The sequence below is a fragment of the Rudanella paleaurantiibacter genome, from assembly GCF_009184635.1.
GTDB classification, from domain to species: Bacteria; Bacteroidota; Bacteroidia; order Cytophagales; family Spirosomataceae; genus Rudanella; species Rudanella paleaurantiibacter.
In genome coordinates this window covers 533,383-558,739 of sequence record NZ_WELI01000006.1, presented here as the reverse complement: position 1 = coordinate 558,739, position 25,357 = coordinate 533,383, and the positions used below count along the sequence as shown (strand labels likewise).

General features: G+C 55.1%; 24 protein-coding genes. 8 read left to right on the top strand and 16 right to left on the bottom strand.

Features of this window, described 5'->3' with window-relative positions; genetic code table 11:
* Window positions 1-253: 253 nt before the first annotated feature.
* From F5984_RS17400 to F5984_RS17385, 4 genes are all read left to right on the top strand, one after another.
* The gene (locus F5984_RS17400; protein ID WP_152125469.1) at window positions 254-1,126 is read left to right on the top strand and encodes a helix-turn-helix domain-containing protein; all 873 of its coding nucleotides are present in this window, start codon (window positions 254-256) and stop codon (window positions 1,124-1,126) included.
* Window positions 1,127-1,256: 130 nt separating this feature from the next.
* Window positions 1,257-2,246, top strand: a complete 990-nt coding sequence (locus tag F5984_RS17395; protein WP_152125468.1) for an aldo/keto reductase — start codon at window positions 1,257-1,259, stop codon at window positions 2,244-2,246.
* A gap of 94 nt (window positions 2,247-2,340) precedes the next feature.
* A complete protein-coding gene (locus F5984_RS17390) occupies window positions 2,341-3,192 on the top strand; it encodes a hypothetical protein (protein WP_152125467.1) in 852 nt (283 codons plus the stop codon).
* A gap of 411 nt (window positions 3,193-3,603) precedes the next feature.
* The gene (locus tag F5984_RS17385; RefSeq protein ID WP_246169084.1) at window positions 3,604-4,017 is read left to right on the top strand and encodes an SPW repeat domain-containing protein; all 414 of its coding nucleotides are present in this window, start codon (window positions 3,604-3,606) and stop codon (window positions 4,015-4,017) included.
* Between the two features lie 330 nt (window positions 4,018-4,347).
* Here the strand turns inward: F5984_RS17385 and F5984_RS17380 are convergent, their stop codons facing one another.
* The 4 genes from F5984_RS17380 to F5984_RS17365 form a co-directional block, all read right to left on the bottom strand.
* Window positions 4,348-5,571, bottom strand: coding sequence for a glycosyltransferase family protein (locus F5984_RS17380; protein WP_152125466.1), 1,224 nt, complete (start codon window positions 5,569-5,571; stop codon window positions 4,348-4,350).
* Window positions 5,572-5,707: 136 nt separating this feature from the next.
* Window positions 5,708-6,502, bottom strand: coding sequence for a response regulator transcription factor (locus tag F5984_RS17375; protein WP_152125465.1), 795 nt, complete (start codon window positions 6,500-6,502; stop codon window positions 5,708-5,710).
* Between the two features lie 29 nt (window positions 6,503-6,531).
* Window positions 6,532-7,020 carry a response regulator gene (locus F5984_RS17370; RefSeq protein ID WP_152125464.1) on the bottom strand — a complete coding sequence of 163 codons (489 nt, stop codon included), beginning with the start codon at window positions 7,018-7,020 and terminating at the stop codon, window positions 6,532-6,534.
* 236 nt (window positions 7,021-7,256) lie between these two features.
* A complete protein-coding gene (locus tag F5984_RS17365) occupies window positions 7,257-10,103 on the bottom strand; it encodes a putative LPS assembly protein LptD (RefSeq protein ID WP_152125463.1) in 2,847 nt (948 codons plus the stop codon).
* Between the two features lie 221 nt (window positions 10,104-10,324).
* Here F5984_RS17365 and F5984_RS17360 point away from each other — a divergent pair, with 221 nt between their 5' ends.
* From F5984_RS17360 to F5984_RS17345, 4 genes are all read left to right on the top strand, one after another.
* Window positions 10,325-11,197 (top strand): N-acetylmuramoyl-L-alanine amidase family protein, encoded by an 873-nt coding sequence (locus F5984_RS17360; protein WP_185155543.1) that lies wholly within the window; start codon window positions 10,325-10,327, stop codon window positions 11,195-11,197.
* A 173-nt stretch (window positions 11,198-11,370) separates the two neighbouring features.
* Entirely contained in the window at window positions 11,371-12,372 is a 1,002-nt protein-coding gene (locus F5984_RS17355) for an MlaD family protein (RefSeq protein ID WP_185155542.1), read from the top strand.
* 68 nt (window positions 12,373-12,440) lie between these two features.
* Window positions 12,441-13,022, top strand: a complete 582-nt coding sequence (locus tag F5984_RS17350) for a Uma2 family endonuclease (protein ID WP_152125462.1) — start codon at window positions 12,441-12,443, stop codon at window positions 13,020-13,022.
* Between the two features lie 149 nt (window positions 13,023-13,171).
* Window positions 13,172-14,818 (top strand): acyl-CoA carboxylase subunit beta, encoded by a 1,647-nt coding sequence (locus tag F5984_RS17345; RefSeq protein WP_152125461.1) that lies wholly within the window; start codon window positions 13,172-13,174, stop codon window positions 14,816-14,818.
* Window position 14,819: 1 nt separating this feature from the next.
* On the opposite strand, the gene F5984_RS17340 is transcribed toward F5984_RS17345, so the two are convergent.
* The 12 genes from F5984_RS17340 to F5984_RS17285 all read right to left on the bottom strand — a co-directional run bounded on the left by F5984_RS17340 (window position 14,820) and on the right by F5984_RS17285 (window position 25,299).
* Complete coding sequence (locus F5984_RS17340) at window positions 14,820-15,041, bottom strand: Kazal-type serine protease inhibitor domain-containing protein (RefSeq protein WP_152125460.1); 222 nt, start codon at window positions 15,039-15,041, stop codon at window positions 14,820-14,822.
* A gap of 216 nt (window positions 15,042-15,257) precedes the next feature.
* A complete protein-coding gene (locus F5984_RS17335; protein WP_152125459.1) occupies window positions 15,258-16,175 on the bottom strand; it encodes a DUF1338 domain-containing protein in 918 nt (305 codons plus the stop codon).
* A 51-nt stretch (window positions 16,176-16,226) separates the two neighbouring features.
* The gene (locus F5984_RS17330; protein ID WP_185155541.1) at window positions 16,227-16,964 is read right to left on the bottom strand and encodes an acyl-[acyl-carrier-protein] thioesterase; all 738 of its coding nucleotides are present in this window, start codon (window positions 16,962-16,964) and stop codon (window positions 16,227-16,229) included.
* The gene (locus tag F5984_RS17325) at window positions 16,898-17,710 is read right to left on the bottom strand and encodes an alpha/beta fold hydrolase (protein ID WP_152125458.1); all 813 of its coding nucleotides are present in this window, start codon (window positions 17,708-17,710) and stop codon (window positions 16,898-16,900) included. Before F5984_RS17325 ends, F5984_RS17330 begins: the two co-directional genes overlap by 67 nt.
* 3 nt (window positions 17,711-17,713) lie before the next feature.
* Window positions 17,714-19,048 carry a family 1 glycosylhydrolase gene (locus F5984_RS17320; protein ID WP_152125457.1) on the bottom strand — a complete coding sequence of 445 codons (1,335 nt, stop codon included), beginning with the start codon at window positions 19,046-19,048 and terminating at the stop codon, window positions 17,714-17,716.
* Between the two features lie 3 nt (window positions 19,049-19,051).
* The gene (locus F5984_RS17315; protein ID WP_152125456.1) at window positions 19,052-20,608 is read right to left on the bottom strand and encodes a GMC family oxidoreductase; all 1,557 of its coding nucleotides are present in this window, start codon (window positions 20,606-20,608) and stop codon (window positions 19,052-19,054) included.
* On the bottom strand, window positions 20,605-21,150 hold the full coding sequence (locus tag F5984_RS17310; protein WP_152125455.1) for a gluconate 2-dehydrogenase subunit 3 family protein: 546 nt from the start codon (window positions 21,148-21,150) through the stop codon (window positions 20,605-20,607). Before F5984_RS17310 ends, F5984_RS17315 begins: the two co-directional genes overlap by 4 nt.
* A gap of 5 nt (window positions 21,151-21,155) precedes the next feature.
* Window positions 21,156-22,022, bottom strand: a complete 867-nt coding sequence (locus F5984_RS17305; RefSeq protein WP_152125454.1) for an SDR family oxidoreductase — start codon at window positions 22,020-22,022, stop codon at window positions 21,156-21,158.
* A gap of 84 nt (window positions 22,023-22,106) precedes the next feature.
* Complete coding sequence (locus tag F5984_RS17300) at window positions 22,107-22,721, bottom strand: 2OG-Fe(II) oxygenase (RefSeq protein WP_152125453.1); 615 nt, start codon at window positions 22,719-22,721, stop codon at window positions 22,107-22,109.
* 18 nt (window positions 22,722-22,739) lie between these two features.
* Complete coding sequence (gene nuoK / locus F5984_RS17295) at window positions 22,740-23,042, bottom strand: NADH-quinone oxidoreductase subunit NuoK (RefSeq protein ID WP_152125452.1); 303 nt, start codon at window positions 23,040-23,042, stop codon at window positions 22,740-22,742.
* A 215-nt stretch (window positions 23,043-23,257) separates the two neighbouring features.
* Entirely contained in the window at window positions 23,258-23,776 is a 519-nt protein-coding gene (locus F5984_RS17290) for an NADH-quinone oxidoreductase subunit J family protein (protein WP_185155540.1), read from the bottom strand.
* On the bottom strand, window positions 23,773-25,299 hold the full coding sequence (locus tag F5984_RS17285) for a 4Fe-4S dicluster domain-containing protein (RefSeq protein ID WP_152125451.1): 1,527 nt from the start codon (window positions 25,297-25,299) through the stop codon (window positions 23,773-23,775). Before F5984_RS17285 ends, F5984_RS17290 begins: the two co-directional genes overlap by 4 nt.
* Window positions 25,300-25,357: the final 58 nt, after the last annotated feature.

The following is a 25,357-nucleotide window of genomic DNA, read 5'->3' as shown; positions in this document are numbered from 1 at the left end:
AGGCCCTTGATGGCCGCTTTTTTGAAGGCTTCGTAGTCGAAGGAGTCAGTCATGAGTAGGAAATTAGGAAATTGTTTTCTTCCCTTCTATTCAAACCCAATCTTGACACAGTTTAAAAAGCAGTCTCGGTTTAGCCGAACGCGAAACTAAAACCTTGCTTGTGGGGACGCGCTGCCTGTCGTCCAACAAGCTACCCATGCAAATCTAATCAACAACCCACGACATTCCTATTTGATTTTCTTACCTTTATATAATGAATAATCAGGCAAATTCTTCAACTAAGGAGGCTCATACGGGTGATTTGAAGCCTTTAAGCTTCAAGGCTTATGAAATAGTTACGACCGTGAGCGGGTCTCCAACCTATACCCGCAGGGATTTTTACAAAATTACGCTGTCCAACTGCCATATGATTATTCACTATGCGGATAAGAGTATAGAGATGGATGGCACATTCTTGTTTTTCAGAAATCCACATGTACCCTACTCCATTGAACTACTCTCAGCGAGTTATACAGGGTATGCCTGTGTGTTTACCGAAGAGTTCCTCAAAGCGAGTGAGCGGTCAGAGAGCTTTCTGGAATCACCTTTAGTCAAGATCGGTAGTACACCGGCCCTGCTCGTGAATAGCCAACAAAAGGAGTTTATCGAACCGTTGTTCAAAAAGCTACTGGTAGAACAAAATTCGGAATATGTGTTTAAAGATGAATTGATTCGCAACTGCCTGAATCTCATTATACACGAAGCTTTAAAACTCCAACCTTCAGATCGTTTTGTGAAACCAAAGAATGCTTCGTCCCGTATTACGGCTCTATTTCTCGACCTTCTGGAACGGCAGTTTCCAATTGAGACGTTAGAACACCCACTCCAGTTTAGATCCGCTCAGGACTTTGCTCAATGCCTGTCTGTACATGTGAATCATTTAAACTACGCGGTGAAAGAAATTACGGGCAAGTCAACAACCGTTCACATTTCCGAGCGGATAATTAGCGAAGCGAAAGCCTTATTACACTATACCGATTGGAGCACCGCCCAAATTGCCTACGCGCTCGGGTTTGACTATCCAAGTTACTTTAATAACTACTTCAAACGACTGACCGGAGTTGTACCCTCCTCCTTACGGGTATAATCCTTTGAAATTCTTATTCTTCTCTTTGAATATCATTACCACTCGGCTAGTCTGATAGGGTAATTTTGCATGACATTAGTTGGAATGATAATCAGCTACATAAAGGTTGTTCATCATACTTTTTTAAAACATGCAAACACGCACATTAGGAGCAAGTGGATTGGAGGTATCCGCCCTCGGTTTAGGTTGTATGGGAATGAGCATGGGTTACGGCCCGGCTTCTGATAAGGCCGAAATGATTGCCTTAATCCGCTCAGCGGTTGAGAAAGGCGTAACTTTCTTTGATACGGCGGAAGCCTATGGGCCATTTGTCAATGAAGAATTGGTCGGCGAAGCACTGGCTCCCTACAAAGGACAAGTAGCAATTGCTACCAAATTCGGCTGGAAAGCATCAGCAAACGGTAAATGGACTGAACTGGATAGTCGGCCTGAGCATATTAAACAAGTTGCCGAAGCGTCGCTGAAACGTCTCAACGTGGATGTTCTCGACCTGTTCTATCAACACCGTGTAGACACGAGTGTTCCTATCGAAGAGGTCGCCGGAGCGGTAAAAGAACTTATTAAGGAAGGCAAGGTAAAGCATTTTGGTCTGTCGGAAGCGGGTGCTGCGACAATACGCCGTGCCCATGCCGTTCAGCCAGTGACTGCGTTACAAAGTGAGTATTCGCTTTGGACAAGAACACCCGAAAACGAGATTATCCCAACTCTAGAAGAGTTGAGTATTGGCTTCGTTCCCTTTAGCCCGCTAGGTAAGGGATTCCTCACTGGCAAGATTGATGAAACGACCCAATTTGGCTCGAACGATATTCGGAGTACCATTCCCCGATTTACTGAAGAGAATCGAACGGCAAACCAAGCTTTAGTAGAACTACTTGGGAAGATAGCCCACCAAAAAGAGGCCACTCCTGCCCAGATTGCGCTGGCCTGGCTGTTAGCGCAAAAGCCTTGGATTGTGCCTATACCGGGAACCACGAAGGTGCACCGCCTGGAAGAAAATTTAGAGGCTGTTCAGGTTGACCTGACCGCCGATGATCTGAATCAGATTGAAACAGCCGCGTCCCATATCAACATACAAGGAGCCCGGTATAGTGAACATGCCGAAAAAATGACTGGACTATAAGTTTTAGATATGGCGCACCCCACGAATTTTACGCGTAATGTCTTTTCAAAAAGATATTACGCGTCAGTTATCAATACTTAAAAACTGACAAGCGTTGAAAACATATTACCGTAAAATTCCGCTGCTATTCATTCTTTTTACATGTGCTCATCATTGTTTCGCCCAAAAGATAGACACGACCATTGTCGTCCGAGACTCTGTAATTGCTGGCGATATAAGTCCTGCCGGAATTGCCCTATTATCCAAGGCGGATAGTGTAAAAAGTACGAGGTATTTTGCGGGAGCTGTTAGCGTGACCAATAACGGTATTTCATTCGTACCCTCGTTTAATTTGGAAAAACCGGCGGTTATGTTTGATTTATCGCTTGGAAGAAGTAAGCTAACCTTTGAGCCCCAATTATGGTTTTCGGCAGAAGGAAAGCCGTGGACTTTTTTATTTTGGTGGCGATATCAACTCGTCGATAGGCAAAAATTCAGGCTTCGAGTAGGCGCACATGCTGCCTTCAGTTTCAGAACCTTACCGATTGTTATAAATGGAGGAAAAAACGAAGTAATTGAAGCCAGACGTTACTTAGTGGGCGAAATTGCTCCCAATTATTTCCTAACGAAAAATATCAGTGTGGGTATGTATTACTTATACTCACGAGGCTTTGACTTTGACGCGGCAACAAATGGGCATTTCCTGACCGTAAATAGTAATTTCGCTAACATTAAGCTTACCAATCAGCTATTTATGCAGATAGTTCCTCAAATCTATTATTTAAAATTGGAAGCACAGGACGGCTTTTATGCATCCTCGACGGTCATATTGGCTAAACGCAATTTTCCGCTTTCGCTTTCAACCATTGTTAACAAAATCATACAGACTAATATTGCTGGCAGTAAAGACTTTATTTGGAATGTCACGCTGATTTATTCGTTCAGCAAAAAGTATTTGAAGGCATAACTGCCCAACTGGGGCGTTTGCATTGTTACACGTAACCCGGAAATTGGAGACGACAAGAAATTGTATCGCTTCGACTCCAGAGGACGCATCAAACAAAACAAACAAGTCGTGATTGGAACTACCCAAGGTTACGTACTTAAAAGCCGATTCTTCAGTCTATCGCAACTACGGCCGTTGCTCCGGCGGCATACTCCCCCACACCGTTCTGCGGACTTGTGAGGATGCTTGTGTTTCGGCCATCGCGGGCGTATATGGCCCTGTGATTGGCAATTTTGCGTGAACCTGCCGTTTAGACTTGTCGCCGATAGCCATCTCACGTACCTGAGCCAACGAGCACATACGTACCGTTGCCTCACTCAGCCGCCCGATGCGCGCCACTTACCCGCCTGTGGGTGGTTAAAAACGCATCAGGTGACCCAACAACCAGCCCGCTTCGAGGTGCTGTTGTTATTGATGATGAAATACATGAGCCGGAAACCCATTCCAACCAAAGTCCACGGGATGCTGGACTATGCCAGCGGAGCCTTATTTATCGCGTCGCCCTGGCTTTTCAAGTTTGCCGATAACAACGCGGCCCGGCGGGTGGCCGTTGGCACGGGTGTGGCGGTGCTCGGTTTATCGGCGCTGACAAATTACGAAGCTGGCCTGTCGCGACAGATACCCATGCGTACACACCTCAACGTCGATACAATCAACGGGGTGCTGGTGGCAGCTTCGCCCTGGCTATTTGGCTTTGCCAAACGTAAATACTGGCCGCACCTAGCCTTTGGTTTGCTCGAAGTGGGCGCTGGTCTGCTGACCCGGCGCAAACCCGCCGATGTCTGAGTAAACGAAGCTCTCCTATGGTGGAAACATGAGTCATCCCGAATTTTAACGTCCAGGTGTTTTTGGCTCAACGCTCGTTTTGATGCCCCGTAGGGGCCGAACATGGGTAGCCAACCGGAGCATGGATCCAAAGCCAGAGCCCCGAAGGGGCGTAACTTGTTTAGGGTTACGCCCCTTCGGGGCTCTGGTGTTCCGAGGAGACGCCTTTTCTACCAATATTGGGCCCCTGACGGGGCGTTCGAGTAAGGAATCTCCCCCTAACCTAAAATTCGGGATGACTCATGTTTGCGGTACATGGCTTTGGGTTTATGACGGTCGGCATCGGCCCTCCTACCCTACCATCAGCTGGGCTTTCATGATGCGCTGCATCTGCTGCCAGGTATTTTCCCACGACTGCTCGCGCAGAAACTGCTCCAACTGAGGGCCATCGCTATCGGCAGGGCGGGTTGTCAGGCTGCCCAGGCGGGCGCCCAATTCCTCGGCCGACTCGGCAATGCAAACGCGCTCCCAGCCGCCATAACTCCGTACTACATCGCGCACCGGAGTCGAGAGCACGGGTAATCCGGCCGCCAGATATTCGGGCGTTTTGGTCGGGCTGATGTATTTGGTGGCGGCATTGATGGCAAAGGGCATGAGCGCAGCCTGCCAGTTACTGAAATAAGCGGGCAGGTCGTCGTAGGCTTTCATGCCCAGAAAATGCAGGTTTGGATGCTTGGGGAGCTGATCAGGCTGAATTTTGGCCACCGGCCCCAGAAACACAAATTGCCAGTCGGGTCGGCGCTGCACCAATTGGTCAATCAGGGCCAGATCGAGCCGTTCGTCGATGACCCCACTGTACCCAATTCGCGGTCCTACAATACCCTGCTGATCGGCCGGATTGGGCAGTCCCGCCCGTGCCTGCACAAAGTGGTCGTAATCAATGCAGCTTGGAAAGGGGTACGCCCGTGCGTGGTGTTTCTGTTTGGCTTCGTACAGGCTGTAGCCGCCCGTAAACACCAGATTAGCCCGGTGCATAAGCCGTTGTTCCTGCTCAATGAGCAAGGGCGGTGCCCCCATAAACGCCGAGAGTTCGTCCATACAATCGTACACGGTCAGGCGCGGGTGCAGGTGATCGCTGAAGAGCATAGCCATGGGCGTGTAGTACCAGACCGCATAGTTCTGAATCCGCTGCTCGGCCCGCAATTGATCGACCATAGCCCGCTGTAGTCGGATAGCTTCGTCGGGCGTGGTGCCATGGGGCAAATGCGGCTCCACCACGTACAGCTGATGCCCCGCCAACCGCACCCGCAGGCCGGGCGTATCGCTCCAAATGGGCTCCTCCACGTACCATACCCGCCAGCGCCGGGCGGCACGCGTCAGCAGATGCTGAGGCCGTTGATACACGAAATTCCAGCGCAGATGCGAAAAGCAAAGCAGATCATCAATATCGTCGGGAATGGCCGAAGTGGCCGGGCGGGCACCCGACGTAGTTAAGTCAGGGTTCATGCGTAGCCCTTTGGGGAGGGTATTGGGGGCGGTGGTGGCAGAAGAGAGTATGTCGTTGCTGCTATTCATGTTGAAACCGTTGAGTGCGCGCCGGGCGCGGCTATGGATACTACTATACGTGACAACGGGCCAGCATCAACGAGTAGTCATAAGTCGAAGACGCTGAATGAGGTAACGGTCCGGCGATCCGGCACGGCAATACATCTTACCCTTCTTCGGGCGGTAGCTGCACCACCGTGAGCCAGTACGTACACAACTGCCGAACCAACCGGGTAAACGAGGCCGGGTCGTCGGGGACTACCACCACCGAGTTGGCATCGAGTTGATAAGCCTGCATGGTATCCTGCTCCGACCCTGCCAGCCACACCACCGGAATAGCCCGGAGCTGCGGATGCGTCTTGAGGGTTCGTAAGGTGAGCACCCGGTCGGGGCGGCTAAACCGGGCATCCATTAGAATGAGCGAAGGCCAGGTAGCAGCGGGCCTGAGCAACAACGTATTGGCTAGCCCCGCCCCGTGTTCAAGCGCCTGTAGGGTACAGGCTATGTCTGCCGTTTCAATGCATTCGCGGGTCAGCAACAAGGCATCACCGGTCATCAGGGCCAGTAACCGGGGCTGCGGGGGTTGGTAAGGTGCAGGGCGTCCGGTCGGTTCGGGCGTTACCGTAGGAGCCTCCGGCAAAACCGGGCCGGGCCGACAGAGGGTCTGCTGCACATCGCGCCAGCGTCGGCGGCTCACGGGCAGTTGCGTACCGTCTTTCATGCGCACTGCGCCCGCCATTTTGGGGCCAGGTGGCGACTGTACTTCGTCAACAAAAACGGGGTTAATCAGGGCTGTTTTATGAATCCGCACAAAGCCGGGCAGGCGCTCCTCAAAGTAAGTCAGCGGCTTGGCCAGTAAGCGTCGCTCTCCGTTCCGAAACTGCAACCACGTGTAGTTGTTGGCCCCGGAAAAGTAAGCGAGCAGCGACGGGTGTTCAAGAAGATCGTGGATGAATTGCACGTAATAAAGGGATTTATGAAGGCAAATGCTCAGGAAAAATCAGGACTCGACACAGCGGGCTGAAGCTGCCAGTTGGTATCGACCCAGTAGTGGCAGGTCAGCCCGAGCAATTGTTGCATGGCTTCTATCCCGACCGGTTTGGGCAGGCAGGAGTTGGCCCCGGCTTCGTAACAGGCCCGGATTTCTTCGGCCGACGACGAACTCGTAACAATCACCACCGGTATGTTTTTAAGGGCCGGGTCATCTTTGAGTTGCGTCAGGGTCTGTTTCCCATCCAGACCGGGCATGTGCAGGTCGAGCAGAATAAGCGCAGGTAAAGCCGTATCGGCTCCCGGCGAGGGGGTTGGAATCCGGCGTAAATGGGTCAGCAGTGCATCGCCCCCCGCAAAAAACGCCACCCTGTACTGCGTCAGAAACCGATCGAAAATCTGCTGGACCAGAAACCGGTAGTCGGCCGTATCGTCCACGATATACACCCTGGGCGATGGTTGGGTCGAGACATCAGCCTTTTTGTTCATATTATCTGATCAGTTCAAGCCCCTGCCCATTGTCGGGAATTGAACAGGGGGCGGATCGCTCAGGAGCGGCAACCCATATCGAGTATCCTACAATTACACTATACTAAAAGGGTACTTTTACGCGGCCTAAATGTTTGGTAAGCCTCTCCCGGTAGCAAGGCAACGGTCCCTAAAACAAAACCGGCCGGAAGGTTCTGCATCCCTCCGGCCGGTTGACCCTCTTCTACAAGGCGTGTTTAGAAACCGCCCCGGTCGTAGAAACTCCGACGACGACTCAGCTTGAGCTCCTGCAAAATGGCCGACCGCACCCGCAAATCGAACGAATAGTTACCGCTGCGGAGGGCGCTGCCCGAAAACGGAGTCCAGTTAAACGCCATATCCCAGCAATGCAGGTCGCGGTTGATACCCACCGTAGTCAGCGAGGGCCGCTTGGCCTTGATATCGAAGCCCGACTGCACGGTAAACTTCCACTTGGGCGTCAGGCTGAAATCCCCATTGAGCGTAACGGCCTGAATGATGTTCGACTGCGACGGGTCAATTTGGGTGTAGCCAAACGAATAGCTCACGTTGAGCGACCAGGGAATATTGAAATCAACGTACAGGTCGGGGTTGGCGTTGATGGCCCGCATGGTCACGTCGTTGGTGCCGGGTACGGGTTTCTTGGGCTTATCGGCCCCTTTAGGCACAATACGCCCGCTCACATACACCTGCGCACTCGTGAGCCGCGCCAGCCCCTGCCCCTGCCGAACGGCGTACACCGGAATCCGCTCAAACTGCCGGGCTCCGGTGGTCGTTTTGTTGATTTCGCGGTAGGCGTAAGGGTCAAAGTTAGCCGCGAAGTTGAAACTGATATTCTTGAAAATCTGCGTATTGGCGCTCAACGAGATATTCGACAGGTTAAACACGGGCGCGTTGAGGTCGTAGCTACCGTTGAGGCTGATATTGTCGAAAATCGAAATCTTCTTGAACTCCTGCCCGGCCGAGTCGTTGCGGGCCCTGACTTTCATTTCGAGCTGATTGACAATCCCGAAGGAGACAATGGCGTTGGCTTTGCCCGTTCCGCCCGACGATGCCCCTCCGATACCCCGGTAGCGCGACACGTACCGCCGGTATTCGGGTAGCCCCGGAATAGGCAGGTACTGCGTAAAGCCAAACGAGGGGTCTGAGAAATTGGGCACGTACGCCAGCGATACCGAGGGCGCTATGGTGTGCCGAATGGCCTGTAGCCGCTTGCCCTTGAAAAACACCGTTCCGTAAGCGCGGGTGTTCATGCTCACACTCGTGGCAAAGTTGTACACCGTAGATAACCCCTGTAGCGTGTCAATCCGCACCGAGTCGCCACCGAGGTAGGTGTAGTTGAGCTTTTTACGGTACAGATCCCCGTTGAACGAGAAACCCGGCGTCAGGTTAATGTATTTGGCCAGCTTGATGTTGGGCAGCGAAATGGGAATACTGTACCGGCCCGTAACGAGGGCGTTGCGCAAGAGGGCAGGCATGTTGGCCAGATTGAAAGCCACCAGGTTAGGATCGGAAATGAGCGCCCCGTTTTGCCGGATCAACCCCAGCCGGATACTATCGGCGCGGGCCAGGCTATCCCGGACAATATCGCCCCGTGGCCGAAGCCGCGCCCCCGTACCCACAATCCGAAAGCCCAGGCCCGACGTATCAATCCGGTTGGTATTGACCGAGTTGGTGACGGTAGCGGCTCCGTTGAAATCAAAACCTACCCGAAACGATTCGTACCACTTACCCGAACCGCCTTTGAGGGCAAACGGCGCAATCTGGTTCAGACCGAACGAAACATCGGTGGCTACGTCGGTTTTACCGTTTTGCCGGATGCCCGTGCGCGGATCGGTTTGCCCGAACTGCTGATTGACCCGGAAGCTGGAGCTGGTTCGAATGTACTGCCCCACCTGACGGCTATACTGCACCGACGACCCCGCTACGTTCGACACGTACCGCTGCGCATCGGCCGTGTTGAACTGGTTGAAACTGTTGCTGCTGATGTTCACGTTGGCAGAAAACGTGCTCCGCTTACCCAGGTTCTGGGGCGTGTGCGACCAGGTAACGGCAAAGTCATTGCGGGGCGACTGCGTTTTATCGACCCGGTCGCCGGAGCGGTTGCGGGCAAAGCGCAGGTCGAAGCCCCCACTGTAGCGGTAACGTTTGTTGTAGGCGCCGGTGGTACCCACCCCCCAACTGCCCCGCGAGTAAATCTGACCCTTAAACTGAAGGCCAATATTCTCGTTCACGGCCCAGTAATAGCCACCGTCGCGCAGGTAGTAGCCGCGCCCATTGGGCTCTTCACCGTATTGCGGAATAAGCACGCCCGACACACCAATATCTTTCTTTTTCGGGAACGGAAAGAACCCAAACGGCAACCCAATGGGTAGCGGTATTTGATTGATAACCAGATTGAAAGGCCCGGCAATAACCTGTTTATTGTGTACAACCTTCAGCTTACTGGCGTTGATATGAAAGTGGGGCGTAGCCAGGTTACAGGTGGTGTAAATAGCCCCCCGGATGTACATGTTATTCTCGGCATCCTTCTTCACGCTATTGCCCCGGATGTTGCCCTCCCCCTGCTGGGTCACAACGCCCTGAATCTTCCCTTTTTTCGACCGAAAATTATACCGGATCTCCTTGGCATCGTACTGATCGCCCCCGTCCTTGAATACGGGTTGCCCAATCAGCTTGCGGGCCGTGGAGTCGTAGCGACCCCGCGCAAACACCTCGTTGGTGGTGTAATTGAGCCGGATGTAGTCGGCCTTGAGCGAGATGTCGCCATACTCCACGTTGGCATCGCCAAACAGTTCGACCACCTGCCCATCGGCCGCGTAAATCGTGGAATCTTTCGAGGAGTACTTTACCGTGGTGCGAAAAGCCTGATCGGCCGCGAGCGAATCCTGCAAGGTCGAGTCCCGAACGGCGGCCAACCCGGTGGTATCGCCGGGGGCTCCGGTGCGGGTGCGCAGGTTAAGCGAGCGTCGGCTCCGCACGGCCGTACCCGACGTGGGCGTAGCCGAAGCGGGCGTGCTGACCGGTAACGAATTTATACCCGCTGGCGTGGGCCGATCCGGCACGGTTTGTGTTGGAACAGTAGCTGGAGGCAATCCACCTTTTGGCGGCAATACCGGAACCTGCTGAGCCACAGCCACCAAACTACCCAAGCAAAGCCATAGGATAGTAAGGTACGGCACCAGCTTCTGCAAGCCGCTGAATGGTAAAATAAAGTATGCTTTTTTTAGTTCTACCAATGGAAGTAATCTGTCAAACGCGGGGAATAAGCCCATTGCACAAAGGTATGACGAACGTGAGTCCCATCATTGCGTTGAAACGGAACAGTCTGTTAAAAATTATTAAGGGTTCGGTTATCGTTTGGCCCCTGCTGGCCATGACGGCCCTGCCCAAACCAGCCCTGCTTCCGCAGGATACCATTCCGGCCGCTACCGCCGATGCCGGCCGCGGGAATCAACTACGTACCGTTGTGATCGACCCCGGTCATGGCGGCAAAGACCCCGGTTGTATGACCTCGCGCAACCGTGAATCGCGGATTGTGCTCAAAATTGCGCTGCAACTGGCCAAAAAGATCAAGACGGATATGCCCGAAGTACGGGTTATTCTGACTCGTGCCAGCGACCATTTCGTGGATTTGGCCGAGCGGGCCGCCATTGCCAACCGCAACCGCGCCGACCTGTTCATCTCGATTCACGTAAATGCCCACCCCAAGTCAAAAACCCTGCACGGCACTGAGACCTACACCCTCGGTTTGCACAAGACCGAAGGCAACCTGGAGGTAGCCCGCCGGGAAAACGCCGTTATCCTGAAAGAAGAAAACTACGAGCAAAAATACAAAGGCTTCAACCCCAACTCGCCCCTGGCCCACATCATGCTGGCCAACTACCAGCACGCGTTTATGGCCAGCAGTATCAACTTTGCCGAGAAAGTGGAGCGTAGCTTCAAATACAGCGCCGAACGCCGGAGTCACGGCGTAAAACAGGCGGGCTTTGTGGTACTTTGGCGTACTACCATGCCCAGCGTACTCGTCGAAACGGGGTATCTGACCAACCCCGACGAAGAGCGGTACCTGGCCTCCGCCGAAGGGCAGGACGCCATTTCGACCTCGCTTTTCAAGGCCTTCGCTTCGTACAAGTCCGAAATTGAGACGGCGAATTAGGGGTAAACGCTGCGGGATGGGTGATGAATAAAGAATCGGCCCGTGTACCAATCATACACCCACTCATCATGTATTGCCGGGTACAGTTCTCTATCTTTTGTACTTTCGCGGGACAAAACCCGGTTTGCGTGGGTTATATACGAAAGCAAATTTGACTCCTCGGTCAGCCATCCATGAAAATCTCCCAGGAAGTAAAGGTAGGGATCCTTGCGGTTGTTGCTCTGGCAATGTTTTACTTTGGATTCCAGTATTTAAAAGGTTCCGATTTTTTCTCTTCTGATAATCACTACCGCGTCGTCTACGATAATGTAGATGGCCTCACGGCTTCGAACGCCATTACGCTCAATGGCTTAGCCGTGGGGCGGGTAAAGCAAATTGAAATCCTCCAGGATCAGGGCAATAAGCTGATGGTTACGGTAGCCATTCAAAAACGGATTCAGATTGCCAAAGGCACACGGGCTATTCTGGCCGACGGTGGTCTTTTGGGCGGCAAGGTGATTCAGTTACAGATTCCGGCCCAAAGCGGCCCCCTCGAAAACGAAGGAATGCTCGTAGCCGCCAAAGAGCAAGGCTTGCAGGCGCTTATCCGCGAAAAGACGCTCCCCGTACTGAACAACGTTGACTCGCTCACCCGCAACCTCAACGTGATTGTGAAGTCGTTCGATCAGACCGGAGCGGCCCTCAACGCCACGCTGGCGAGTGCCAACCGCGTAACCGGCACCCTCGACCTGACCGTGCAGGAAAACCGAGCCGCCCTGCGCACCACCCTCGGCAATGTGAACCGGCTTTCGGCCTCCCTCATCGAAACGGAGCGGCAACTGAAACCCATTCTGGCCAAGGTCGACAACGTGGCCGACTCGCTGCGGGTGCTTGAGCTGCGGGCTACGCTTGCCAACGCCAACCGCACCGTCGATAACTTGCAGAAACTGCTGGCCGGTGTGCAACAGGGCAAAGGCTCGCTCGGTAAACTCACCTCCGACGAGGCTCTGTATACCAACGTAAACGCCACCACGGCCAGCCTCGAAAAGCTCCTCACCGACCTGCGCGAGAACCCCAAACGATACGTACATTTCTCCTTGTTTGGGCGTAAAGACAAAACACAGCCCGCCCGACCCGGCTCGGTAACCACTACAACGGTGATTACTACCCGCGCCGACTCAACCCAGCAACCGTAAGCACTAACGGATTGACTTTTAGTGCATACCTGAGTAATTTGACCCAGAAACAAACTCGGCCAACCGGTATGGTAGTTGTAGAAAAACAGATTGTCAGCGCCGAAGAGTACCTGACCGCCGAGCGGCAGGCCCTCGAAAAGAGTGAGTTTTTGGACGGAGAAATTATTCCAATGGCTGGCGCAACCCGTAATCACAACCGAGTTAAGGAAAATCTGGCAATTCTGGTCGGCGCGTCTATCGACAATACGACCTGCCAATCATTTTCATCCGACATGCGGGTGCACCTGCCCGAATCGGGTTTGTATGCTTACCCGGATATTGTGATTGTGTGCGGTGAGCCTCAGCTCATGCCCGACCAATTTGATAACTTGCTCAATCCGACGGTATTGCTGGAGGTGATGTCGGAAGGCACCGAAGATTACGACCGGGGGCGCAAGTTTCACCGGTACCGGGGCATTCCGTCGTTGCGTGAGTATGTGCTCATCGACTCGCTCCGGGTGGGCGTGGAGGTATGGGTAAAAAACGTACAGGGTCAGTGGACGCTGGTTGAAGAAACCACCGACCCCGCCGGGCAGTTCACTATTCAATCCATCGGACTCACGGTTACGCTCAGGCAAGCCTACGCCCGCACCGTTGAGCTGATTCCCTAAAATATCGTTGGTGCTGCCCCTTACGGTGGCTTTAATCTCGCCCGGACTTCCCGCTTGCTAACACACCAACAAGCGCGGGGTCCGGGCGTTGTGGTAACAACCGCTTTATGTCGTAGGTTTATGCAATACAACAAACCATTCGACAGTACATGGCGAATACCTTTCAACACTTCATCGACGAACTTCAAACCCGCACCGCCCAAACTCAACTCGGCGGTGGATCCAAAAAAATTGACGATCAGCACCGTAAAGGCAAACTAACCGCCCGCGAACGCATTACTTACCTGACCGATCCCGACCGCCCGTTTGTTGAAATCGGCCTGTTTGTGGGTGAGGGTATGTACCCCGAACATGGCGGCTGTCCGTCGGGTGGGGTGGTCACGGGCATCGGCTACATTTCGGGCAGACAATGCATGATTGTAGCCAACGACGCGACGGTGAAAGCCGGGGCCTGGTTTCCGATTACAGCCAAGAAAAACCTCCGCGCGCAGGAAATCGCGATTGAAAACCGGCTACCCATTGTGTACCTGGTCGACAGTGCGGGCGTGTATCTGCCCTTGCAGGACGAAGTGTTTGCCGACAAAGAGCACTTCGGCCGCACGTTTCGGAACAACGCCAGGCTCTCGGCTATGGGCGTATTGCAGGTAGCCGCTATCATGGGCAGCTGCGTTGCCGGTGGGGCGTACCTGCCCATCATGTCCGACGAAGCCCTCATTGTGGAAGGCACGGGCAGCATCTACCTCGCCGGGCCGTATCTGGTCAAAGCGAGTATTGGCGAAGATGTCGACTCCGAAACGTTGGGCGGAGCCGTTACCCACACTGATATTTCGGGCGTAGTAGACAACCGTTACCCCGACGATCAGAGCTGCCTCGACGCCATCAAACGCATTTTTGGGCGCATGGGCACACCCGCCAACGCCGGATTCAGCCGGATAGCCCCTGCCCTACCGGCCAAAAACCCGGCTGAGATTTACGAACTACTCCCCACCGACCGCGTGAAGCCTTACGATATGCGGGAGATTCTGGAGCGGCTTGTGGATAACTCGGAGTTTGATGAGTACAAACCGACCTACGGGCAGTCGTTGTTGTGCGGGTACGCCCGTATCGACGGCTGGGCGGTAGGCATTGTGGCCAATCAGCGCAAAGTGGTCAAGGCAAAAGGCAAAACCGGCGCGGGCTCGTCAGGCCCCGGAACGCCGGCCGCTGAGTTGCAGATGGGCGGGGTTATCTACGGAGATGCCGCCGACAAGGCCGCCCGGTTTATCATGGTATGCAACCAGAAACGCCTGCCCCTGGTGTTTGTTCAGGACGTGACGGGCTTCATGGTTGGCAGCCGGGCTGAGCAAAGCGGCATCATTAAAGACGGGGCCAAGATGGTCAACGCCATGGCCAACTCGGTGGTACCCAAATTCACCGTGGTGGTAGGCAACTCGTACGGCGCGGGCAACTACGCCATGTGCGGCCGTGCCTACGACCCGCGCCTGATGGTGGCCTGGCCCACGGCCCAAATGGCCGTAATGAGCGGGGCCTCGGCCGCCAAAACCCTGTTGCAGATTCAGGTGGCCACCCAGAAAGCAAAAGGGCAGCCCATGACTTCAGACGAAGAGCAGGCCCAACTGAAAAAAATCACCGATCAGTACAACGCGCAATTGTCGCCATATTACGCAGCCGCCCGGCTTTGGGTCGATGCCGTCATTGACCCACTTCAAACCCGGACGGTACTGTCGGAGGGGATTGCAGCGGCCAACCACGCCCCCATCGAGCAGCCCTTTTCGGTTGGCGTTATTCAGACGTAGCTTACTTACCCCCGCACTCGCCATTGCTCACCACCCGAATACCCGAGCAGGCGGCCATGCAGGCGTTGCCATAGGTTTTACCATCGCAGCCACAAACGGGGTCGTACTGTTGCGTACATATACAGTCGGGGTTAACCCGGGCCACACAGTCGGCCTGAACCTCCTCGGTTTTCTCGCAGCTTAACAAACCGGCCAAAAGCAAAATGGTCAAAAAAGCTTTCATGGAATACGTGAATATACAATGTAAAATGAGTCATGAATAATTGGGTTACCTACTGACAACCAACCATTTCATTGTACATTTTACATTGTTCGTTATACATTAATTCTGCCTGACTACTTATCTGTTTAAGAACTAGTACAGCCTCTCAAACAGAGACCCCATTCCAGCCGAAATGGTTGGAATGGGGTCTTTGCATTTTTACGAAAAACCGACCGCCTATCGCCCGGTTTGGGTAGTAAACGTACTTTCAAAGATCTTGTCGGCATTGCCTGCTTCGAAGCCTTCGCGCCGATGCTGGCGCCCAATCTGGCTCGCTGGTAAACCGGCAAATTCGGGCAGTACCCGCCGGTCGGCAAACTCAACATACGAGCCCGCAATGCGGAGGGTCTGCCCATTGGCAAACTCAGCATCGATCATCTGCGCCACCGTCGATGCCTGACGCAGACCGCCATCGGGGCTGATTTTAATAACGCCCCCTGCCGAATTGAGCTTAAACTCGCGGCTTTTCAGAAACTCCACAAACTCGTCGATGGTGTTGTAGCCCGGTTCGAGGTTGTGCACACTGATGGTAAAGTGGTTGAGGTAATACCGGTTGTAGATCACCCAGGCCGCATACTCGCTTTCAGCGAGCAGGGTTTGGTAGTCTTCCACGGTGGGCATTTCCCAAAGCGGCTGGTGCAGAAAGGCATCCACAGCTACGGCATCGTCCAGGTCGAGCGCATCAACAGGATCGCTCGTGACCCGGTCTGTGTATTTGTGAATAATCTGCTGCGCTTGCTCCGACAGTTCATGCACGCGCAACTCGCTCACAAAGATGCGGGGCAGGTTTTCGGTACCTACCGGTGGCGCATACCAGTAAGCCGATAGTTTTTTCTCGGTGAAGTTGTACGCGTCGCGCTTCTGATAGCCGTAGTGCGTAAATATCTTCTCGAACGAGGCAATACCGAGATTAGGCACACCCATGGTTCGGAAGGCGATATGGTCGTTTTCGATTTCGTCGGCCGAGTCGATAATTTCCTCGTCGATCATGGCATCGATAATACCGCTTACATCGGGAACCCGCTCCCGATACCGGCGCATGAGGCCGTCGAGAACCGCGTGGAGGGTGTCAATCTTATTTGATGAAGTTGTCATACGCTGTGTATGGTTTAGCAAAAAACAAAGGTCGAATTTTTGGGCAAATGGTCAATGCCAAACGCTACGCGCCCAGAGTACATCGCGTCCGTCGGCCCCCTGCACAAGCCGGTGTAACCCCACCCCATCGGTTAGCCACGTGTGCACCACCAATTGATCGTACAAATGGCTCTCGGCCTTAAAAAATAGATCCAACTCGTACAGATGCTTTTGGCGCAGGAATTCCTCCGGCATCGACTCCAATAACGCCTGCACGTAGCTCACATTGTTGGTGTGTTGATTCACGTCCAGATCGTACCAGCCAATAGCCCGCCTATGCACCTGAGCGGGCGTTTCGGGCGGAGAAAAATCGGGTTTTGAGGGCAAGGCCGGGAGGGGGTCGGCCACGGCGGGCGGGTGCAACCGACGGATAAAATCGGGCAGGGGCACCATAGCCCGCCGTTCAACCGCAAAGGTCACCCAAGTACTGGCCGCTTCGGCCAGCAACTCGCCCGACGCACTCACCACCTTGAAATCACGATAGATAAAGTATTTTTCGACCCGGGTCGGGTACGTCGATACGGTGCAGGTTTCGCCGTATGCCGGGTAGCGGTGTACCGTGAGCCGGAACCGCATGAGCATCCAGCCGAGGCCATGCGCGGTCAGGTCGGCCATGCCAATACCATAATCGAGCGCATTCCGATTGGCCGACTCCTGCATCCAGTTCATGAGCGTGGGCAGGGTCAGCCGGCCAGTAGCGTCGGCTTCGTAGCCGCGTACGGTGTAGGTATCTGTCTGGATAAAAGCCATGCCGCAAAGGTACCGAGTATGTCGGCTACCTCCGCCGGTTTTTCGAGGGGCAGCACGTGAGCCGCCCCGCTGAGGGTGGTAAGCCGGGCCTGTGGCAACACGCGCAGGAGGGTTTCCTCCATCAGCGGGGCCGTAATGTGTTCGTCGTCGGCACCGAGAACAATCTGTACCGGCTGGGTTATTCGCGCGGCCCGTTCTTCCAGATTTTCGCGGCTTCCGTGCGTCAGCCAGGCTTGCCAGGCCGCGTCGGAGCTACGCAGATCATCGGCCACAATCTGCTCCTGAGCCGCTTTACTCAACGGGGCCGACGTGATGTTCTGCCTCGTTTTTTCGGCGGCTGCCCGTTGCCCGTGGGTGGTGAGGAGCCGCTGCCGTTCATCGTCGTCGATGGGTTCGGGTGACAAAGGCGACGGGGCCAGCAACACCAGCCCGAGCAAATGGGCGGGTTGGCGGGCGGCCAGATTCAAGGCCACCTTGCTACTCATGGAGTGCCCCACTACCACAAACGGGCCTGTCACCATCTGTTCGATCAGGCGGAGCACGTCGTCGGTCATAGCATCGACAGAATAGTCGCCATCGGGGGCCGTGGCCGACTCACCAAAGCCCCGCAGATCGGGCGCAATACAACGGTACCTACCGGCCAGCGCCGACATAACCCCGGCGTATTCGCGGCCTGAGCTGCCAAAAAAGTGCAACAACACAAACGTAGGCTCGCCGTGTCCTTCAGAAAAGGTGTGGAGTTTCATGCGTTAAACCTGAGTTTTGAGTCGGGCAGGCCGGTCGGTCATTTCGAGCATTTCGCCGTAGGGCACAATCGTAATCTGCCCAAACTCATGCAACAGGTCTTTGTACGCCTGAGCTACAGGACGGGGCTTTCGGTCGAGGGTATAAAGCCCACAGGCCTGTACACGGCCGTTCTGTTCGCCGAGCTGCGTGTCCCAGTCGATCTGATCAATGAGGCTATACCACGTAAAGCCGAGCACCGGCACCCCATCTTTCCGAATTCGGAGCACATTAATCCACTGTTTCCAGAGCCACATGGGCGCATCGGCTTCTTCAAACACGTTGGTTTCAGTATGCATGACCGGCATTCGGTAGCGATCGTAGTATTCTTTGGTAATCTGATACCAGCCCAGCACGTCCATCGAGAGGTGCATCGAGCCATCGGGAAGCCGGATACGTTCGTTGCGGCCGTAATAGTCGTTGCCCATGATCTGGTAGCCCGGCGGCTTCCCTTTCATAAACCACTCGTATTCCTGGCGGGTCAGGCCGTTATCGAGCAAGTACATGGCCACCGTGGCCGACGGCGCGCGGGCGTACAGCAAATCGAGCGATAAAAACCGGAGCTCATTCTCAAGCCGGGTAGCGGCCGACGGCGCAGCACACAGTTCATGGATAAACTCGGCGCTTTCGCTCTGCACAATCACGCAGTCGTTGCGGATACTGGCAATCTGCTGAGTGCCCATAATGCTGGCCGCTACACAATGCTTCAGCGCCGTAACAAACCCCTGATCAGTTTTTAGCTGCTCGTTCCAGACGCCATCTTTGGCACTGATGCGGGCAGTCACGTAAATCTCGTTGACGGGCGTGTAGTACCGCACCCACGGGTAACGCTCGGCCACGGCCCGGCAGTAATCGGCAAAGTGAATCGGAAACTCCGGGTTTTGCAGATTACCCAGCCAATCGGGCACGCCGAAGTGCATCAGGTCCAGAATCGGCGTAATACCCAGCCGCTTGATTTCGGCCATAGCCAAATCGGCAAACTCCCAATTGAACTTGCCCGGCGCTTCGTGAATGCGGTAGTAGGGCAACCCATACCGCAACACTTTGAGGCCCATTTCCCGAACCAGATTCAGGTCTTCTTTCCAGCGCTCATAATGCCCGCACTCGCGTAGTTGGTCGCGCCGAACGGTGCCATTGCCGATGGTTGGGTACGAACACTCGATCCCCGTAGCAAACATAAAATTACCGGCATTACCATCGGGGAAACCGCTGCCGTTATGGCCAGCCGCGCCCCCAAACTGATCGCCGTCGTAATTCCCGTCGCCGTATTTTTTGGTGATGTGATATAGGAAGTCTTTCACTCGTTAGCTCATTAAAAACTTATCAGCTGTCCGCAGCGAAAGGGCCATAATGGTCAGAGCCGGATTCACGCTGAGGGCACTCGGGAAGATTGAATTATCGCAGATGTACAGGTTGGGCACGTCGAACGATTGACCGTTGGCGTTCACCACGGCCCGGTCGGGGTCGGTACCCATGCGGGCTGTGCCAATCACGTGGGCACTCCGCGGAAACGCCCAGATGTTTCGGGCACCGGCGGCCTCCCAAATGGCCCGCATGAGGCCGTTGGCGTGCGACGTGAGCCGCTCTTCGTTTTCGCCCAGTGAAAAAAACACGCGCGGCTTGGGGAGTCCACGACCGTCCTTTTCGTCGGAGAGTTCGAGGTAGTTGTGCGCATACGGCAGGCAATCGCCCAGAATGTTGATGCCCGCCACATGGTTGTACCGGCCCATAGCCTCGTGCATGGTCGCCCCCCACAAGCCCCGTCCCCGCGCCATCTGACTGGCGTAGGTAACGGGCATGACCCCGATGGACTGCAACAGGTAGCCGCCCACAAAATCGGCCGGGCCGCCCGCCCGGTGGGTGGGTCGGTGGGTATCTTCAGAAATTAGGGCGCCCGGTATGCCCTGCCACGGATACACGGGCTCGTCGAACTCCCCCCAGATTTGCAGGGCTGTATGCGCCATCAGGTTACGGCCCACCTGTTGGCTCCGGTTGGCCAGGTTATTGAGCAGAAGCAGCCGGGGCGTTTCCACCGAACCCGCGCACAAAAACACGTGTCGGCACCGCTGCCGTTGCTGTTTGCCGTGCTGCACATACACCACACCCGTAATACGCCCCTGACTGTCGCGCTCGAAGTGGGTCACCAGACACTCGGCCCGCACCTCGGCCCCGTGCTGAATGGCCAGTGGGATGAACGTCACGTCCATACTCGCTTTGGCTCCGTTGTTACAACCCGCCTGGCAAAAGCCCCGGTTGGTGCAAGCCGACCGCCAGCCGTAGCCCTCCTGAAACTGCGGGGCCGACAAAGCCGCGTTGGCCGCCGGTGAGGTCAGAATACCCAGATCGCGGCATCCCTTCTCCATCAGCCGCCCCGCCCCGTTGATAGGCAGGGGAGCATACCGGTATGATGTTTTCCGGGCAGGCCCCCACGGGTACGCGGCCGGCCCCGACACGCCCAGAAACGACTCCAGTTCGTCGTAATACGGTTCAATGTCTCTATGGTAGTCGAGGGGCCAGTCTTCGCCCACGCCGAAGTCGGTACGCAGGCGCAGGTCGTCGGGCTGTACGCGGGGGGTGTAGGCTGTGTAATGGAGCGTAGAGCCGCCCACACCCGTCCCCGAGTTGTTACGACCAAACGCAATGGGGTCACTGCCCGCCGTGAGCCGTTCGTCGTTCCAGAACAGAAAGTCCTGCGTACGCTCATCAGTCGCAAAATCGTCGGTGGCCTTCCAGAATTTTCCGGCCTCCAGGGCCACTACGTTCAGGCCCGCCATAGCCAGCCGGGCCAGCAAGGGGGCACCGCCCGCGCCGGTACCAATGACCACGGCGTCGAGAATGTCTTCGGTTGGGTGTGTTTTCATACCACGCGTTGATCTGCCATTCCGGTATAGCCGATGCGCTGTTGCGCCACCGGGTGACTATAGTACACCTCGACAACTTCGGCCAGTAATTCTTCAAAAAACCGATCCGCAGCAAAGCCGACCCAGAGATCGCCCGAAGGCTCACCCTGTTGCACGGCCCGCAGTACAGCGTCCTGCTCATCGGGCGTAATGGTATCAAATGAGAGGTTGAAAAGCACTTGGGCCGTTTGGTCAATACCGGCCAGAAAAAGGCGGTACGCGTCGCCATCGTTCGGCAAATCGTCGTAACGCCATCCGTTGGTATTTTTTCCGGCCAAACGCCCGTCAATGGGGCCAGCCAGGTCAATCGAGTCAGTTTCGGCCTGAGGCATCAGGCGGGCGCATACCCGTTGCAAACGCCCAAACTCAGCTTCTGTGAAAAACTGGGGGTTGGTTACGGGGGGTTCAGACAGGCGCGTGAGCAACGCCTTGCGCGTAGCGGGTGTGACCCGGTCCGTGCCGAGCAGGTCGAGCACCGAATAGGGAGGGTTTTGGTGTTGCATGGCTCCTACCCCAGTTTGCCGCCCGTAACCTCTACCAGACTGCCCGTCATGAAACTCCCGTCCGACGACGCCAGCAGCACATAAGCCGGGGCCAGTTCTTCGGGCTGACCGGGTCGGGCCAGGGCCACTTCGTACCCGAAGTTTTTCACTTCGTCCTGAGGCATGGTTGCCGGGATGTTGGGCGTCCAGACGGGGCCAGGCACCACGGCATTGACCCGGATTTTACGCTCGCCCAGCTGAATGGCCAATGATTTGGTAAACGCGTGAATAGCCGCTTTGGTGGCCGTATAATCGACCAGAATGGGATTACCCACCAGCCCAACGATGCTTCCCGTGTTCACAATAGCATCGCCTTCGGTCAGGTGGGGCAAAGCCGCCTGCGCCATGAAAAAGTACCCGAAAATGTTGGTTTCAAACGTCCGCCGAAGCTGTTCTTCGGTAATATCTTCCAGCTTTTGTTGCGCCATTTGGTAAGCCGCATTGTTCACCAGAATGTTCAGTCCACCAAACCGCTCAACGGTTTGGCGCACGGCATCGTCGCAAGCCGCTTTTTGCCGCACATCGGCCTGAATCACCAGGCACGGCTGCCCCTTACTCTCCACCATGCGCTGGGTGTAGCGGGCATCGTCGGTATTTTCGTTGTAGAGGATAGCCACCTTGGCGCCTTCCATGGCAAACGCAATGGCCACGGCCCGGCCAATACCCGAATCGGCCCCGGTAATAAGGGCTACCTTACCCGCCAGTTTATTAGCTGGTTTGTAGTTGGAGAGGTCGCTGTCGGGCTGCTGATTCATGTCCGACTGCCGGGCGGGGTACGGCAACTTTTGCGCCTTGATTTCGTCCGCAGCGGGACGGTATTCCGTATTTTCCATGTAGCGTTGAGTGTGTCACTTTCGAAAAAGTAACCTACACTCTACTACAATTGTTGGAAAAAGCCGAGCGTCTGGCAGACCGGGTTAATTTTTGAGCCAGCCCGTTACGCTCAGGCGCTCGCGGGTAGCAGGCAACACCTCATGCTCGAGTTTGCCGCTTTCAAAACAAACCAGACGCCCGCCAATGGGGGCCACCGTTAGGGTTTGTTCGGTACCGTCTTCGGCCGGGAGGTACAGCGCCAGTTGCCCACCGTCGGTTTCCTGCCAGTCGGTGTTGAGGTAGCAAATCACCGACAACCGACGGCGCGAGTCGGTGCGAAACTGGTCGAGGTGGCGCTTGTAAAACGTACCGGCGGGGTACAGCGCAAAGTGAAATTCATAATCGCGCAAACCGAGGTAGCACGTCCGGTTTACGTACTGCACAAACGCATCGACCCGGTCCAGAAACGTTAACTCTTCGGGCGTAGCCTCCGCCCTATCGAGCCAGTGAATTTCGTCGCCCCGAATTTGCTTTTCGACCGTCGTGTTCTGATTACCGATACCAGCCGCCCGAAACTGCCCCTGTTCCCGGCGCGCCCGAAGCCGGGTAGCCAGAGCCTGTACTTCGTCGGCGGTCAGGAAATCGTCGGCAATGCCGTACCCTCGTTCGAGAATACCATCAATAAGCGTATCAAACTGGGTTTCCAAGGCGGATGTCATAAGCAAAAAATAGGCGAATTACCCTTCCAGATTATTGATCTCGTCTAATTGAATGGTTCGGTAATGGCGGTAAACCTGTAGCACAATGGCCAGGGCCACGGCGGCTTCTGCGGCTGCCACAACGAGTACAAACAGGGTCATCATTTGCCCCTGCAAGCGGTCGGGATCATACTGGCTGAACGCAACCAGATTCAGGTTAGCTGCATTTAGCATCAATTCAACGCCCATCAGCACCACAATGGCATGGCGTTTTACAACCACTATGGCCAGGCCAAGGCTGAACAATAAAGCGGCTACAATAAGCATCGTGGTTGTTTCCATATATTTTTAATGGATAATGAATAGTGTACAATGGATAATGCCAGTGATGAACGCTTGCCAAAAGCTTATACACTACATCTTATTCACTAAGTGAATGAACAATGTAAAGTGTACAATAGACAATTGAATTACCTATTGAGAATCAGCCCCTTCATTATACACTGTTCATTGTACATTAAATTCTGCCTAAGTACTTATGCATTACGCATTATACCTTATGCATCATTTGGCTTCGCCAGATAAGCCGCCCCAATCAGCGCCACCAGCAGGAGAATCCCGGCTATTTCAAACGGAATCAGGTACTCAGTCATCAACTGCCGCCCAATCGTATCAACGGTCGTCTGGTATTTCATCTCCCGATTCAGCAAGACAAACGAGCCCCTGGTGAGTACCTGATACAAGACGGTGAACGTACCACCCGCCAGCACCAACGGCCATAACCACGACCGATGGTTAGTCAGCACGGCATTGGGTCGTTGGCTGTTTCGGTTCAGAGGGTCGGCTTTGTGCGTGAGCATCACGCCAAACACAATCAGCACGAGCACCCCACCCACGTAGATCATAATCTGCGCTACGGCCAGAAAATCAGCACTGGCAAGCACAAACAGGGCGGCTACACCCAGCAGCGTTAGCAGGAGAAAAAAAGCCGAGTACAGCACGTTCCGGGTCAGCAGAATGGCCACAGCACCTCCCAGCGCCAGGGCCGAAAACAGCAGGATTACGAGTTGTATCACGGGTTTTTGGGTTTCATGGTCGGTCTAAACGCCGGCTTGGGCTTTGGCGGTTCAGAAACAGCGGGCGTGTCAGCATCCGGTGTGGTCTCCGGGCCCTTTTGGCTCACCGGCTCCGCACTCGCTTCGGGCGCTGATGCCGCCGGTTTAGGCTTCATCGTTGGCCGAAAAGCTGGCTTAGGCGCAACCGGCTCAGGGGGAGTCGGCTGCGACACGATTGACGCCCGCCCCTCATCAACGGCCGTTGCATCCGGTGACTTTGTTGTTTCGGTTGAATCAGCCGGAGTCGATTTGGGCTTCATCGTCGGCCGGAAAACAGGTTTCGGTTTTTGAACGTCGGCTTCCGGTTGCGTAGCGGCCTCAGTAGGCCCGGCGGGTTGCGGGTCAACTGGTTTAGGTTTCATGGTCGGCCGGAAAGCTGGCTTCGATGCAGTCGGCGCAGCTTCAGCTTCGGCTGGCACAGTCGGTTGCGGATCGGCAGGTGCCGCTTTCGGCTTCATCGTCGGCCGGAAAGCCGGTTTAGACTCAGCCGGTTGCGGGTCGGTAGATGCTTCGGGGACTTCCGGGTTCGCTTTAGCCACGGGCGGCTTCATCGTTGGCCGAAACGCAGGCTTGGGAGCCGGGACCTTTTCGGCAGTCGGCTGGGCGTCCTCGACCGGTTCGATGGGCGCGGCAGGGGGTGTTTTGGCCACAGGCGGCTTCATGCTCGGCCGGAAAGCCGGTTTTGGCTTGGGAGCCGAACCGTCGGCACCAGGTGCTTCTGTGGGTTGAACCGTATGCTCTTGCTGGGTAGCCGGGTCTGTTCCCGATGTAATGATAGCCGGTGAGGCTTCGGCAGCGGGCCGGTCTACCTCCGAGGGCTGCACATCCGTAGTTTTGGGCTTAGCTGTCGGGCGGAATACCGGGCGGGCAACTTTGGGGGCTTCGTCGGGTGTGGCCGGGGCGACAGGCTTAGCGGCTTGTTGCGCTTTCTGAGCCGCTTTTTCCTGCACAAACTGTTCGTACAGCGTTCGTTTTTCCTCGGCTTGTTCGGGTGTCAGGTTGGCAAAGCCGTAAGTCAGTTTGCCCAGCTCAAACTCGCTGTAGTCAAACGTTTTCTCCATCGTCAGACACTCCGTGGGGCACACTACCGTGCAGAGTCCGCAGTAGCAGCACTTGGCCATATCGATGTCGAACGTAGCAGCGTATAACCGGATTGGCGACCCATCCGAAGCACGGCCTACCTCTTCGGTAGCCTTGATGGCGTCAATCGTGATACAATCAACGGGGCACACCTTGGCGCACTTATCACAGACAATACAGTCGTCTATTTCGTTGTGCAGCCGGTAGCGGCCATTATCGGGGATCGGCAGCGTTTCGTGCGGGTATTGTACCGTTACGAGGCCGGTTTGCTGTTCAAAGTAGTTATCACTCGCAACAGCCAGCGGCTTGCGGCTTTCCGTAGCTTCGCGCAGGTGCCGGGCCGTGATGCTCAACCCCTTCAGCGTTGTCCGAATTCCGTCTTTTATATCCTGAAAGTACGACATTGTAAGGAGTTTATAGTTTATGGTTCTTCGTTTTTGGCCCGCTAACCCCTGTAAAGCT

What these genes read in the sequence shown, in the direction of transcription:
- F5984_RS17350 (WP_152125462.1), top strand. Translation starts at nt 12,441, where the DNA reads ATGGTAGTTGTAGAAAAACAGATTGTCAGCGCCGAAGAGTACCTGACC.
- F5984_RS17395 (WP_152125468.1), top strand. Translation starts at nt 1,257, where the DNA reads ATGCAAACACGCACATTAGGAGCAAGTGGATTGGAGGTATCCGCCCTC.
- F5984_RS17360 (WP_185155543.1), top strand. Translation starts at nt 10,325, where the DNA reads ATGACGAACGTGAGTCCCATCATTGCGTTGAAACGGAACAGTCTGTTA.
- F5984_RS17310 (WP_152125455.1), bottom strand. Translation starts at nt 21,150, where the DNA reads ATGCAACACCAAAACCCTCCCTATTCGGTGCTCGACCTGCTCGGCACG.
- F5984_RS17315 (WP_152125456.1), bottom strand. Translation starts at nt 20,608, where the DNA reads ATGAAAACACACCCAACCGAAGACATTCTCGACGCCGTGGTCATTGGT.
- F5984_RS17340 (WP_152125460.1), bottom strand. Translation starts at nt 15,041, where the DNA reads ATGAAAGCTTTTTTGACCATTTTGCTTTTGGCCGGTTTGTTAAGCTGC.
- F5984_RS17325 (WP_152125458.1), bottom strand. Translation starts at nt 17,710, where the DNA reads ATGAAACTCCACACCTTTTCTGAAGGACACGGCGAGCCTACGTTTGTG.
- F5984_RS17285 (WP_152125451.1), bottom strand. Translation starts at nt 25,299, where the DNA reads ATGTCGTACTTTCAGGATATAAAAGACGGAATTCGGACAACGCTGAAG.
- F5984_RS17380 (WP_152125466.1), bottom strand. Translation starts at nt 5,571, where the DNA reads ATGAATAGCAGCAACGACATACTCTCTTCTGCCACCACCGCCCCCAAT.
- F5984_RS17345 (WP_152125461.1), top strand. Translation starts at nt 13,172, where the DNA reads ATGGCGAATACCTTTCAACACTTCATCGACGAACTTCAAACCCGCACC.
- nuoK (WP_152125452.1), bottom strand. Translation starts at nt 23,042, where the DNA reads ATGGAAACAACCACGATGCTTATTGTAGCCGCTTTATTGTTCAGCCTT.
- F5984_RS17330 (WP_185155541.1), bottom strand. Translation starts at nt 16,964, where the DNA reads ATGGCTTTTATCCAGACAGATACCTACACCGTACGCGGCTACGAAGCC.
- F5984_RS17305 (WP_152125454.1), bottom strand. Translation starts at nt 22,022, where the DNA reads ATGGAAAATACGGAATACCGTCCCGCTGCGGACGAAATCAAGGCGCAA.
- F5984_RS17355 (WP_185155542.1), top strand. Translation starts at nt 11,371, where the DNA reads ATGAAAATCTCCCAGGAAGTAAAGGTAGGGATCCTTGCGGTTGTTGCT.
- F5984_RS17300 (WP_152125453.1), bottom strand. Translation starts at nt 22,721, where the DNA reads ATGACATCCGCCTTGGAAACCCAGTTTGATACGCTTATTGATGGTATT.
- F5984_RS17335 (WP_152125459.1), bottom strand. Translation starts at nt 16,175, where the DNA reads ATGACAACTTCATCAAATAAGATTGACACCCTCCACGCGGTTCTCGAC.
- F5984_RS17400 (WP_152125469.1), top strand. Translation starts at nt 254, where the DNA reads ATGAATAATCAGGCAAATTCTTCAACTAAGGAGGCTCATACGGGTGAT.
- F5984_RS17370 (WP_152125464.1), bottom strand. Translation starts at nt 7,020, where the DNA reads ATGAACAAAAAGGCTGATGTCTCGACCCAACCATCGCCCAGGGTGTAT.